Here is a 12,858-nt window from a genome sequence, read left to right on the forward strand (position 1 = left end):
CTCCGCCCGCTCACGAGATGCGCTCCTTGATGAGATCGGCCTCGGGCTCGGGCCGCTCGGAGAGGGTGTAGGCGGCGGCGAGGCGCGCGGCGGCGGCATCGGCGGCGGCCTCCGAGGCGGCATGGACGCGGGCGATGGGCGTCTCCGCATCGGCGCGCAGGCCGAGGCCCAGCAGCCGGTCGAACCCCACCGCGGGGTCGATCACATCCGCCCGCTTGCGCCGCCCGCCGCCAAGTTCGACCACCGCGAGACCCACGGCCCGCGTGTCGATGCGGGTGACGAAGCCCTCACCGGAGGCGAAGACATCGCGCACCACCGGGGCCTGAGCGAGGATCTCGGCGTAGCGTTCGAGGAAGTCCGTGGGGCCGCCGAGGGCCGAGACCATGCGCCCGAAGCGCTCGGCCGCCGCCCCGGAGTGGAAGGCCTCGCGCAGGCGCGCCTCGCCGGTGGCGACGTCCGGCGCGAGACCGGCGAGGGCGAGCAGCGTGCCGCCCTGGGCCACCGTCACGTCCCAGAGCCGGCTGTCGATCTCCGCCCCGGTGAGGAAGGCGGCGGCATTCGCCACCTCCAGCGCGTTGCCGGCGGCGGAGGCGAGCGGCTCGTTCATGTCGGTGATGAGCGCGGCCGTGGGGCAGCCCGCGCCACCGGCCACGCTCACCAGGCTACGGGCCAGGGCGCGGGCCTCGTCGGCCGAGGCCATGAAGGCGCCGTTGCCCACCTTCACGTCGAGCACCAGCGCCTGCAGCCCGGCGGCGAGCTTCTTCGACAGGATCGAGGCGGTGATGAGGTCGAGGCTCTCCACCGTGCCGGAGACATCGCGCACGCCGTAGAAGCGCTTGTCGGCCGGGGCGATCTCGTCGGTCTGGCCGATCACGGCGCAGCCCACCTCGCCCACCACGCGGCGCAGCTCGTCCTCGCCGGGTTGGGTGCGGTAGCCGGGGATGGCGTCGAACTTGTCGAGCGTGCCGCCGGTGTGGCCCAGCCCGCGGCCGGAGATCATCGGCACGTAGGCGCCGCAGGCGGCGAGCGCGGGGGCGAGCATCAGGCTCACGTTGTCGCCCACGCCCCCCGTGGAATGCTTGTCCACCACCGGGCCCGGCAGGTCCCAGGCCAGCACCTTGCCGGAATCGCGCATCGCCAGCGTGAGGGCCACGCGCTCGTCCCTGTCCAGCCCGCGCCAGATGATCGCCATCGCGAGGGCGGAGATCTGGCTGTCCTCGATCGAGCCGTCGGTGATGCCGGCCACGAAGAAGCGCAGCTCCTCCGCGCTCAGCGCCCGCCCGTCGCGCTTCGCGGTGATGACTTCCTGCGGCAGCATCAGTAGCCCCCCGTGATCCCGTCATCCGCCGGCAGGCGCCCGGCCAGGGTCGCCAGCAGCGCGTCGAGCAGCGAAGAGGCGCCGAAGCGGAAGGTGAGCGGGCTCACCCAGTCCGCGCCCATCACCTCGTCGGCGATATCGAGATAGGAGGTGGCGTCCTCCAGCGTGCGCACGCCGCCGGAGGGCTTCACCCCGATCAGCCGGTTGTCATGCTCGGCCACCGCCTCCAGCATCAGGCGCACGGCGCGGTGGGTGGCGTTCATGGGGATCTTGCCGGTGGAGGTCTTGATGAAATCGGCGCCGCCGTCGATCGCCAGCGCCGCGGCACGGGAGATCATCGCGTCGTCGTTGAGGATGCCGGTCTCCAGGATCGCCTTCACAGTGGCCTGCCCGGCGCAGGATTTCACCCGTTCGACCATGGCGCGCACCGCCTCCGGCTCCCCCTCCATCAGGTGGCGGTAGGGGATCACCATGTCGATCTCGTCCGCGCCGTCGGCCACGGCCTCCTCGGTCATCGCCATCACCTCCGAGGCGGGGGCATCGCCGCCGGGGAAGTTCACCACGGTGGCCACCCGCACGGTGGAGAGGCTGAGCAGGCCCTTGGCCTGGGCGACGAACTTCGGCCAGATGCACACGGCCGCGACGGGGCCGTGCCGCGTGTCGGCCCGGGCGCAGAGCGCGGCGATGTCATCGCCGGTGCAGCCGTCTTCGAGATTGGTCAGATCGAGGCAGGCCAGCGCGCGCGTGGCCGCGATTTCAGGTGTCATGTATCCTCCCCGGGGCCGCCTCGGGCCCTTGCATGCGGTTGCGCGGCCTCAGGCGAAGCTGCGCACGAAATCCTTCACCAGCGCCCGGAACCGGGCCTGGGCCTTTGCGGCCTCCTGCTTGGTCTCGTCATGCGAGAGGGCCTGGCCGGTCATCCCCGCCGCAAGGTTGGTGACCACGGAAACCGCCGCCACCCGCATCCCGAAGAACCGTGCCAGGATGCATTCGGGCACCGTGGACATCCCCACCAGGTCCGCCCCGAGGGTGCGGATGGCGCGGATCTCGGCCGGCGTCTCGAAGCTCGGGCCGGAGAACCAGGCGTAGACCCCCTCCGGCACCCCGCCCAGCCGGGCGCGCAGGCCCGGGTCGTAGGCGTCGACCATGCTGAGGAAGCGGGCGTCCGTCTCCTCGCCGGTGAGCGGGTTCATGCCGGCGAAGTTGATGTGGTCGCTCAGCGCCACCAGCGTGCCGGGGCCCCAGTCCTCGCGGGTGGAGCCGGCGGAATTGGTGAGCAGCAGGTCGCTCACGCCGATGTCGCGCAGCGTCTCGATCACCGGGCGCATCACCGCAGGCCCCCCGCCTTCATAGGCGTGTACCCGCCCGGATACCAGCGCCACGCGCACCCCCTCCAGCGTGCCGAGCACCAGCTCGCCCGCGTGGCCGGAGACGGAGGACACCGGAAATCCCGGCAGCACCGTGAAGGAATGCCGCTCGGCCCCCTCCACCTCCTCGGCCAGCGCGCCCAGCCCGGAGCCCAGCACCAGGCCTATGCGCGGCGCCGCGCCGTCACTGTGGCGCGCCAGCGCCTCCGCCGCCGCGGTGGTCATGCCATGTGCCCCTTCGCGAAGGCGCCGGGCAACAGCTCGGCCACCGTCAGGCGCACCCGCGGCCCCTGCAGCCCGGCGAGGGTGACGACCACTTCCGGCGCGGAGAATTCGGCCAGCTTCTGCCGGCAGCCGCCGCAGGGGGTGATCGGGTCCGGGCTGTCGGCAATCACGAGAACCTCCTCGATCACCCGCTCGCCCGCCGCGCACATGGCCGCGATGGCGCCGGCCTCGGCGCAGGTGCCCTCCGGGTAGGCCACGTTCTCCACGTTGCAGCCGGAAAACACGCCGGAGGGGGTGCGCAGCGCCGCCCCCACCGCGAAGTCGGAATAGGGGGCGTAGGCGTTGTCTCGCGCCGCCTTCGCCGCTTCGAACAGGTCCATGTCAGCGCTCCTTCACGTAGGGGACCCCGCCTGCCTTCGGCGCCACCGCGCGGCCGATGAACCCGGCGAGCAGGATCACCGTCAGCACATAGGGCAGCACCTGGGTGGCCTGCGAGGGGATGGTGCCGATCAGCGGGAATTCGAAGCCCTGATAGCGGATCGCGAGCGCGTCGAGAAGCCCGAAGAGCAGGCAGGCGAACATGGTCGGGATCGGCCGCCACTTCGCGAAGATCATCGCGGCGAGCGCGATGTAGCCCTTGCCGGCGGACATCTCGCGGATGAAGCCCGCGTTCTGCGCGGTGGAGAGATAGGCCCCGGCGAGCCCGCAGAGGATGCCGGTGCAGATCACCGCGCGGTAGCGCATCCAGGCCACGGAGATGCCGGCCGTGTCCACCGCGGCGGGATTCTCGCCCACCGCGCGCAGCCGCATGCCGAAGCGCGTGCGGTAGAGCACCCACCAGGTGAAGGGTGCGGCGAGGAAGGCGACATAGACCAGCAGCTTGTGGCCCGAGAGCACGTCCGCATAGATCGGCCCGATCACCGGCACGGCGGCCATGGCCTCCGCGAAGGGCAGCGTGATGTCCTCGAACCGCGCGGCACCGGAGAGCTGCGGCGTGCGCCCGCCCTGCGAGAACCAGGCCTGGCCCAGCAGCGCGGTGATGCCGGAGGCGATGAAGTTGATCGCCACGCCGGAGACGATCTGGTTTCCGCGGTGGGTGATGCAGGCGAAGCCGTGCACCAGCGCCAGCGCCACGGAGGCGAGGATGCCCGCCCCCAGCCCCAGCCAGACCGATCCGGTCACCGCCGCCACCGCCGCGGAGGCGAAGGCCGAGACCAGCAGCTTGCCCTCCAGCCCGATGTCGAAGATGCCGGCGCGCTCGGAGAACACCCCGGCGAGGGCGGCGAGCAGCAGCGGCGCGGAGATGCGCAGCGTGGCGTCGAGCACCTGCAGCAGGTCGTTGAACAGGCTCAGGTCCATGCCGCACCTCCCTTGCGCGCGAAGAGCCGCACCATGGCGGGGCGGAACATGTATTCCAGCGCCCCGGCGAAGAGGATGGCGAGGCCCTGGATCAGCACCACCATGTCACGGCTGATGCGCGGCATGTCGAAGGCGAGCTCCGCGCCGCCCTGGTAGAGCACACCGAACAGCAGCGCCGCCAGCACGATGCCCATCGGATGCGCCCGCCCCATCAACGCCACCGCGATGCCCACGAAGCCGGCGCCGCCGGGGATGTCGAGGAAGATGCGGTTCTGCTCGCCCATCACCGGGTTCAGCGCCATCAGCCCGGCCAGCGCGCCCGAGAGCGCCATCACCGTGACGATGATGCGCGTGGCGGAGATGCCGGCGTAGCGCGCCGCCTCCGGGTTCGCCCCGAAGACGCGGATCTCGTAGCCCAGCTTGGTGCGCCAGATCAGCAGCCACACCAGCGCCGCGGCCACCAGCGCGAGCAGGAACATCACGTTGAGCGGCGCGCCGCCGATGTCATAGCCCAAGAGGCCCATGAGCCCTTCCAGCTTCGGCAGCCGCGCGGCGGCCTCGAAGGTGCGCGACTGGACGGAGGCGTTGCCGGGCACCTTCAGGTGGTTCACGATGAGATAGCTCATCAGCGAGGCGGCGATGTAGTTGAACATGATGGTGGTGATCACCACATGCGCGCCGCGCCGCGCCTGCAGCCAGCCCGGGATCGCGCCCCAGAGACAGCCGAACAGCGCGCCCCCCAGCATGGCGAAGGGCAGGATGGCCCACCAGGAGAGGTACCGGTCCAGCGCAAGGCACACCAGCCCCACCCCCAGCCCGCCGACATAGGCCTGCCCCTCGCCGCCGATGTTGAACTGGCTGGCGTGGAAGGCCACCGCCACGGCGAGCCCGGTGAAGATGAAGTTCGTGGCGTAGTAGAGGGTGAAGCCGATGCCCTCGCCATAGCCGAAGGCGCCGTAGACGATGAGCCGCACCGCCTCCAGCGGGTTCTCCCCGATCATCAGCACCACGAGCCCGGCCACCACGAAGGCCACGGCGAGATTCACCGCCGGCAGCAACCCGTATTCGACCCATTTCGGCAGGGTGTTCATGCCACGGCCTCCACCATGCTCTCCTGATACTCCTTGAGCGTGCGCAGGACCCGCTTCAGGAGCGACGCCGTCCGGCCGTTCTTCGTCCGGCCCAGGATCGCCACCGCCGGGTCAGGGCTGCCAAGCGGAAGGGTCCGCGCGAAGACACGGCGCGCAGGGGGGACGGCCCGATCCGGTGCGGCAACGCCCCCCGTTCCGCGGGCTCGATGTCGCGGGGCCGCTGACGGGCGTGCCGCGATCCCCGTCGGATTGCCGTCGGCAAGGAACAGCCGCACGGTGCGCCCCGGGCTCATGCCGCGTCTCCCGCCACGCCGGACATCATCAGGCCGATCTCGCCCTCCGGCGCGTCCGGCGAGACCTCGCCGACGATGGCGCCGCCGCACATCACCAGAACGCGGTCGGAGAGGGCACGGATCTCGTCGAGCTCGACGGAAACCAGCAGGATCGCCTTGCCCGCGTCGCGCAGCGCGATGAGCCGGCGGTGGATGGCCTCGATGGCGCCCACGTCCACGCCCCGGGTGGGCTGGCCGACGAGGAGCACGTCCGGGTCGCGCTCGATCTCGCGGGCGAGCACGATCTTCTGCTGGTTCCCGCCGGAGAAATTCGCCGCCTTGAGATAGGGGTCGGGCGGGCGCACGTCGAAATCCTCCATGTGCTGGCGGGTGATGGAGAGAAGCGCTGCCCGGTCGATCAGCGCCCCGGCGCCGTATTCCGGCGCGCGCTGGTAGCCCAGCATCACGTTCTCGCGGGCCTCGAACCGGGTGACGAGCCCGGCGCGGTGCCGGTCCTCGGGCACATGGGCGAGGCGGCTGTCGCGCATCCGCGCCGGGTCACGCCCGGTGGCGTCGGCGCCCGCCAGCATCACCCGGCCCCGGGTGGGGCTGCGGATGCCCGAGATCACCTCCAGGAGTTCCGACTGGCCGTTGCCCGACACCCCGGCAATGCCCACGATCTCGCCCGCGCGCACCTCGAAGCTCACCGAGCCGAGCAGGCTCACGCCGCGCGCGTCGACCAGCCCGACATCCTCCACCGCAAGGCGCACCGCCCCCGGCGCCGCCGCGCCCTTCTCCACGCGCAGCAGCACCCGGCGGCCGACCATCAGCTCGGCGAGCTCCTCCACCCCGGTCTCCGCCGTGCGGCGCGAGGCCACCATCTCGCCCTGGCGCATCACGCTCACCGTGTCGGTGATCGCCATGATCTCGCGCAGCTTGTGGGTGATGAGCAGGATGGTCTTCCCCTCCGCGCGCAGTCGCGCGAGGATGCGGAACAGGTGGTCGGCCTCGTCGGGGGTGAGCACACCGGTCGGCTCGTCGAGGATCAGCACCTCGGCGCCACGGTAGAGCGCCTTGAGGATCTCCACGCGCTGCTGCAGGCCCACGGGCAGCTCGCCCACCACCGCGTCGGGGTCCACCCTGAGGTCATACTCCTCCTCCAGCCGGCGCAGCTCGGCGCGCGCGGCGCGGCGGCCGGGGCCGAGGAGGGCCCCGCCCTCCACCCCCAGCATCACGTTCTCCAGCACGGTGAACGGCTCCACCAGCATGAAATGCTGGTGCACCATGCCGATGCCGAGCCCGATCGCCGCCTGGCTGTCGCGGATCTTCACCTCGCGCCCGTTCACCAGGATCTGCCCGGAATCGGCCTGGTAGAACCCGTAGAGGATCGACATCAGCGTCGACTTCCCGGCGCCGTTCTCGCCGATGATGCCGTGGATGGTGCCCTTCTCCACCTTCAGGTGGATGTCGCGATTGGCACGGACGGGGCCGAAGCTCTTCTCGACGCCGACGAGTTCGATGGCAGGCTGGCTCATGCCCCCTCCGCTGCAGTGATCGTTCCGCCGACCTTATGGCCTGGCGCGTGGCGGGAGAAGGGCCCGCCCCCCGGACGGCCGCGGATGACGCTGCGGAAAACCCCCGCGCCGCCGCTCACGGGAACGGGCACGGGCCCGGCCCGGCATGGTCGATCACCTTCACCGCGCCGGAGACGATGTCCGCGGAGGCCCGCTTCGCCGCCGCGCGGATCTGCGGTGTCACCAGCGCGGCGTTGTCCGCATCCATCGCGTAGCCCACGCCACCCTCGGCGAGGCCGAGGCTGGTCACCCCCGGCCGCCAGCCGGAGAAGGCGCGCATCACCGCCACGTCCACGCGCTTGAGCATCGAGGTGAGCACCTGGCCCGGATGCAGCCCGTTCTGGTTCGAATCCGTGCCGATGCCCAGCACGCCGGCATCCGCCGCCGCCTGCAGAACCCCGGTGCCGGTGCCGCCGGCGGCCTGCATCACCACGTCCGCGCCGCGGTCGATCTGCGCGCGCGCCAGCTCCGCGCCGCGCGCGGGGTCCGACCAGGCGGCCGGCGTGTCCCCCGCCATGGCCACGAACAGCTCCGCCCCCGGCTGCGCCGCCGAGATGCCCTGCGCATAGCCGCAGGCGAACCGGCGGATCAGCGGAATGTCCATGCCGCCGACGAAGCCGATCTTCCCGCTCCTGCTCGCCATCGCCGCCATGACGCCCACCACATAGGCGCCCTCCTGCTCACGGTAGACGACGGATTGCACGTTCTCCCCCGGCACCACCATGTCGATGATGGCGAACCGCGTGTCCGGGTAGTCCGGCGCCACGCGGGCCAGCGCATCGGCATGCATGAAGCCGATCGCGACCACGGGCGAGTAGCCCTTGCGGGCGAAGTTGCGCAGCGCCTGCTCGGATTGCACGGGGCTGTCGATCTCGAATTCGCCGTAGCTGCCGCCGGTCTCGCGCTTCCAGGCCTCGGCGCCGGTGTAGGCCGCCTCGTTGAACGACCGGTCGAACTTGCCGCCCACGGAATAGACCAGCGCCGGGTCGGCGGCGGCGGAGGGGGCGAAGCCCGGCATGGCAAGCGCGAGGCACAGGGCGGCGAGGACGGATCTCATGCAGGCTCCCGGCAGGTCTGGGACAGGATTTGACCAGATGGTGAACGCTGCGCGGCAAAGATCAACGCAAATCCGGCACCACACCGAAAAACGCGGGCCCCGTGAGGGACCCGCGCTGCATTTTCAGGCACTTCTGCCCGCCACCCGTGCAGCCGCCTCCGGCCCCGGCAGGGCCGGAGCCCGGAAGACGTCCGCTCAGTAGGGGCAGGCGCTGTCGGACATGTAGTCGTGCACCTCGACCTCGCCGGAGATGATCTTCTGGGCGGCGGCATCCACCGCGGCCTGCATCTCCGGGGTGACGAGGGAAGCGTTGTTCTCGTCCATCGCGTAGCCCACGCCGCCCTCCTTCAGGCCCAGCACGTCGAAGCCGGTGGTGTAGTTGCCCTCCTGCGCGTCCTTGAACGCGGCATAGACGGCCTGGTCCACCCGCTTGAGCATGGAGGTGAGGATGTGGCCGGGCTGCAGGCCGTTCTGGTTCGAATCCACCCCGATGCCCAGCTTGCCGGCGTCCGCCACCGCGTTCAGCACGCCGATGCCGGTGCCGCCGGCGGCGTGGTAGATCACGTCCGCGCCGCGGTCCATCTGGCTGCGGGCGAGCTCGGCGCCCTTGCCCGGGTCGTTCCAGGCCGCACCCGTGTCACCGGTCATGTTCTCGAACACCTCCGCATCCGGGTTCACCGACTTCACGCCGCCCACGTAGCCGCAGGCGAACTTGCGGATCAGCGGGATGTCCATGCCGCCGACGAAGCCGACCTTGCCGGTCTCGCTCGCCATCGCGGCCATCACGCCCACCAGGTAGGACCCCTCATGCTCCTTGAACAGGATCGAGCGCACGTTGGGCTTTTCCACCACCATGTCGACGATGCCGAACTGGGTGTCGGGAAACTCCTCGGCGATCTTCTCCACCGCGGCGGCCTGCGAGAAGCCGATGGCCAGGATCGGGCTGTAGCCCTGCTGGGCGAAGCGGCGCAGGGCCTGCTCGCGCTGCGCGTCGTTCTGGATCTCGAAATCGCGGTACTCCACCCCGGTGTCCGCCTTGAACTTCTCCGCGCCGGTATATGCGGCCTCGTTGAAACTCTTGTCGAACTTGCCGCCGAGGTCGTAGACGACGGCCGGCTTGAAGTCCGCCGCCTGGGCTGCGACGGCCACAAGGCCCGCCACCGCGGCCAGCATGAGTTTGCGAAGCATGTCTGATCTCTCCTGTCTCGGCGCCCGGGTGCGGGCTGTTCCGCGCTCCCTGTAGCGGGAGTCACCTTGTTACGAAATGGCGCATGAATTCCGACGCCTTGGCAAGCCGTTTTTTGACCGGACGAAAAAGCACGGCGCCGGATCAGGACCCGGACCGCGCCCAGCCTTCGCGCTTGCGGTAGAGCGTGGAGGGCGAGACGTCCAGCATCCGCGCCGCCCGCGGGATCGAGCCCTTGCAGGCCGCGATGGTGGCCTCGATGAACTCGCGCTCCATCTCGGCGAGCGACAGGCCCACGAGGGTGCGGATCGCCTCGTCGGCACGCCCCGGCACGGAGCTGTCGGGCGCGGGCACCTGCGCCACGGCCAGGGCGCCGGAGGTGACCGGCACTGACGGCTGCGGCGCGGGCGGGGCCTCCGCTCCGGCCACACCGGGGGCGCCGCGCGGCAGGCTCTGCAGGCGCAGTTCTGGCGGCAGCATCTCCGGCAGCACCTCGGTGCCGTCATGCAGCACCACGATGTTGCGCATCACGTTGAGCAGCTGGCGCACATTGCCCGGCCAGGGCAGCGCCCGGAAGATGTCGCGCACCGGCTGCGACAGGCTGGTGAAGCGGCGCCCCTCCTCGCGCGCGAAGTCGACGAGGCAGCGCTGCGCGATCTCGTTCACGTCCTCGCCCCGGTCGCGCAGCGGCGGCAGGTGGATGGGCACCACGTGCAGCCGGTAGAAAAGGTCCTCGCGGAAACGGCCGGCGCGCACCTCCGCCGCCGGATCGCGGTTCGTGGCGCAGACGATGCGCACGTCGACCTTGCGCTGGCGCACCGCGCCCACCGGCTGGATCATCGAGGTCTGCAGGAATCGCAGCAGCTTGGTCTGCAGCGCGAGGTCCATCTCGCAGACCTCGTCGAGAAAGAGCGTGCCCCCGTCGGCCACCGCCGCCGCGCCCTGCTTGTCGGCAATCGCCCCGGTGAAGGACCCGCGCAGGTGGCCGAACACCTCCGATTCCAGCAGGTCACGCGGGATGGCCCCGCAGTTGAGCGGCACGAACGGGCCCTTGCGGCGGTTCGAGATGTTGTGGATGGCCTGGGCGCAGACCTCCTTGCCGGTGCCGCTCTCCCCGGTGATGAACACGGTGGCGGTGGAGCGCCCGATATGGCCCACGGTCCGGTAGATCTGGTGCATCAGCGGCGAGGAGCCCACGAACCCCTCGAAGCCGACCGCCCCGGGCTGCGGCCCGTCCTCCGGCGCGCCGGGGCGCGGCGGGGGGCTGAGCGTGGCCTCGCGCGCATTGTGCACCGCCGAAAGCAGGCGCCGGTCGTCGAAGGGTTTCACCAGGAAATCGAACGCGCCCTCGCGCATCGCCTCCACCGCGCGGTTGATCGAGCCGTTCGCGGTGATCACGATCACCTTGCTGTCCGGCCCGCAGGCGGAGATGTGGCGCAGCACGTCCAGCCCGTCCGCGTCCGGCAGCATGAGGTCCAGCAGCACCACGCGGTTGCGGTCCGCATCGAAGGCGCTCACGCCCTCCGCGGCGGTGAAGGCCGTGGTCACCCGGAACCCCGCATTGCTCAGGATGGTGCGATAGACCATCGACAACGACGGCGTGTCCTCGATCAGGAGCAGGGGCCCGGCCTCGGTCATCCTCTCGTCACCCGGGCGCGCGCTGGCCCGCGACAAACCCGATCAGATCGGAAATGCCACCCACGGCGCGCGTACCGAGGTCCGAAATCGTGTCCCAGTCGTCGCGGTGCGCGGCGGCGTTGAGTTCCTCGGCGAGGCTCTGCACCCCGCTTGCCCCCACCGCGCCGGCGACGCTGATGAGGATGTGGGTGCGGGCGCGCACCGTGCCGGAATCCCGGCGGGCGATGCCGTCGGTGATGCCCGCGGACACGCGTTCCAGGTCCTCCTGCACCTTGGTGAGCAGCTCGTGCATGCCCTCGAGGCCGATGGTCTCGGCCAGCGCGTCGAAAACGGCGCGGTCGACAACGCTCTCCTCGACCACCGGGGCCGGGCCCGCGCGCTCCTGCCGCCGCGGCCTGGGTTCCGCGGGCACCGGACGGCCCAGCAGGCGCAGGATCTCGAGGCCGAATTCGCGGATGCCCATGATCGGCTTGGCGATCAGCCCGTCCGCCCCGGCGGCGGCGATCTTCTCGCGGTGCTCGCGCATGGCATAGGCGGTGAGCGCGATGAGCGGCAGGCGGGCGCGCGAATCCTCGAACGCCCGCACCCTGCGGATCACGTCCAGGCCGGAGACGCGCGGCATCTCGATGTCGATCAGCAACAGGTCGAAGCTCTGCACGTCCAGCAGTTCCAGCGCCTCCGCCCCGTCCGAGGCCACGGTGACCTGCGCGTTCATCGACTGCAGCATCTGCCCGGCGACGAGCTGGTTGGTGAGGTTGTCCTCCGCCATGAGGATGCGCAACCCGCCCAGATCGGGCAGTTTGGGGCCGGACAACCGCTCCTCCCCCTCCCCCGGAAGCCGGGTGACGGAGGACACGGAGCGCAGCGCGGCCGCGCCCCGCTCGGCACGCGGAGCGGGCTCCTCCGGCAGGTCCTGCGGCACGTCGGCCGCCTCGCGCGGCAGCACCACCCGGGCCACGCAGCCGCGTGCGTCCGGCCGGTTCTCCAGCGAAATGGTGCCGCCCATCTGCACGACGAGGCTGCTGGCGATGTGCAGGCCCAGCCCGGTGCCGGGCTTGGTGGCGCCCTCCGGGCGGCCGTAGGCCTGGAACAGCCGGGTGCCGATCTCCTCGGGCAGGCCGGGGCCGGCGTCGGTGATCTCGAAAATCGGCGCGCCGGAGGCATCGGCGCTGGCGCGCAGGCTCACGAAACCCTCGTCGGTGAATTTCACCGCGTTGCCGACCAGGTTCGACAGAACCCGGCCGAGGCGCGTGGCATCGACCATCAGCATGTCCGGGGCCGACATGTCGAAGGTCACGTCCAGCCGCAGGCCCTTGCGCTCGGCCTCGGCCATCCACATGCGGCTCTGGCTGCGCAGGATATGCGCGAGGTCGATCGGGGCGATGACGGGCGGGGCATCCATCTCGGCCACGTCCAGCGCGCCTTCGAGCAGGCGCACCAGCAGGTCGGCGGATTCGGTGGCCCGGTCGATGCGCGCGCGGGTGTCCGGGTCCAGGTTCCGGCTGTCGATGAGCGCGAGCGAGCCGGTGATGCCGCCGATCGCCGTGCGCATGTCATGGGCGAGCATCGCGAAGTAGCGCGCGGCGCCGGTGCCGGTGAGCTGTTCCGGGGTAAGTGCCGAGGGTATCGTCGTATCGGCCAAGAACCGGACTCCGTTGACGTGCGAAGGACGTGTCCGAACGCATTGGGAACTGTAACTACCTACCAGAACGGCCGTTCCCTTTCCAAGGTTTTCGGAACGCCGGCGCCGGGGCGGGCTGCCGCCCCCGGT

At 70.9% G+C, this 12,858-nt stretch carries 12 protein-coding genes; all 12 read right to left on the minus strand.

The features are described 5' to 3' along the window. Positions 1–10: 10 nt before the first annotated feature. The 12 genes from deoA to FDP22_RS20095 all read right to left on the minus strand — a co-directional run bounded on the left by deoA (position 11) and on the right by FDP22_RS20095 (position 12,729). Entirely contained in the window at positions 11–1,318 is a 1,308-nt protein-coding gene (gene deoA / locus FDP22_RS20040) for a thymidine phosphorylase (RefSeq protein WP_138577983.1), read from the minus strand. Next, complete coding sequence (gene deoC, locus FDP22_RS20045; protein ID WP_138577985.1) at positions 1,318–2,085, minus strand: deoxyribose-phosphate aldolase; 768 nt, start codon at positions 2,083–2,085, stop codon at positions 1,318–1,320. The genes deoA and deoC overlap by 1 nt, the downstream gene beginning before the upstream one ends. Before the next feature lie 48 nt (positions 2,086–2,133). Beyond that, entirely contained in the window at positions 2,134–2,910 is a 777-nt protein-coding gene (locus tag FDP22_RS20050) for a purine-nucleoside phosphorylase (protein ID WP_138577987.1), read from the minus strand. Continuing rightward, positions 2,907–3,290 carry a cytidine deaminase gene (locus FDP22_RS20055; RefSeq protein ID WP_138577989.1) on the minus strand — a complete coding sequence of 128 codons (384 nt, stop codon included), beginning with the start codon at positions 3,288–3,290 and terminating at the stop codon, positions 2,907–2,909. The genes FDP22_RS20050 and FDP22_RS20055 overlap by 4 nt, the downstream gene beginning before the upstream one ends. Position 3,291: 1 nt before the next feature. Continuing rightward, the gene (locus FDP22_RS20060) at positions 3,292–4,269 is read right to left on the minus strand and encodes an ABC transporter permease (protein WP_430225937.1); all 978 of its coding nucleotides are present in this window, start codon (positions 4,267–4,269) and stop codon (positions 3,292–3,294) included. Beyond that, positions 4,260–5,360, minus strand: a complete 1,101-nt coding sequence (locus FDP22_RS20065) for an ABC transporter permease (protein WP_138577991.1) — start codon at positions 5,358–5,360, stop codon at positions 4,260–4,262. Before FDP22_RS20065 ends, FDP22_RS20060 begins: the two co-directional genes overlap by 10 nt. Continuing rightward, positions 5,357–5,653 carry a hypothetical protein gene (locus FDP22_RS20070; protein WP_138577993.1) on the minus strand — a complete coding sequence of 99 codons (297 nt, stop codon included), beginning with the start codon at positions 5,651–5,653 and terminating at the stop codon, positions 5,357–5,359. The genes FDP22_RS20065 and FDP22_RS20070 overlap by 4 nt, the downstream gene beginning before the upstream one ends. Then, positions 5,650–7,167: an ABC transporter ATP-binding protein gene (locus FDP22_RS20075; RefSeq protein ID WP_138577995.1), complete on the minus strand. Its 1,518-nt coding sequence runs from the start codon at positions 7,165–7,167 to the stop codon at positions 5,650–5,652. The genes FDP22_RS20070 and FDP22_RS20075 overlap by 4 nt, the downstream gene beginning before the upstream one ends. A 115-nt stretch (positions 7,168–7,282) precedes the next feature. Continuing rightward, positions 7,283–8,263, minus strand: a complete 981-nt coding sequence (locus FDP22_RS20080) for a BMP family lipoprotein (RefSeq protein WP_138577997.1) — start codon at positions 8,261–8,263, stop codon at positions 7,283–7,285. 195 nt (positions 8,264–8,458) lie between these two features. Continuing rightward, positions 8,459–9,451, minus strand: coding sequence for a BMP family lipoprotein (locus tag FDP22_RS20085; protein WP_239031972.1), 993 nt, complete (start codon positions 9,449–9,451; stop codon positions 8,459–8,461). 142 nt (positions 9,452–9,593) lie between these two features. Next, positions 9,594–11,087 carry a sigma-54-dependent transcriptional regulator gene (locus FDP22_RS20090; RefSeq protein WP_138577999.1) on the minus strand — a complete coding sequence of 498 codons (1,494 nt, stop codon included), beginning with the start codon at positions 11,085–11,087 and terminating at the stop codon, positions 9,594–9,596. A gap of 7 nt (positions 11,088–11,094) precedes the next feature. Then, positions 11,095–12,729 (minus strand): response regulator, encoded by a 1,635-nt coding sequence (locus FDP22_RS20095; RefSeq protein WP_138578001.1) that lies wholly within the window; start codon positions 12,727–12,729, stop codon positions 11,095–11,097. Positions 12,730–12,858: the final 129 nt, after the last annotated feature.

This window comes from Paroceanicella profunda, assembly GCF_005887635.2.
GTDB classification, from domain to species: Bacteria; Pseudomonadota; Alphaproteobacteria; order Rhodobacterales; family Rhodobacteraceae; genus Paroceanicella; species Paroceanicella profunda.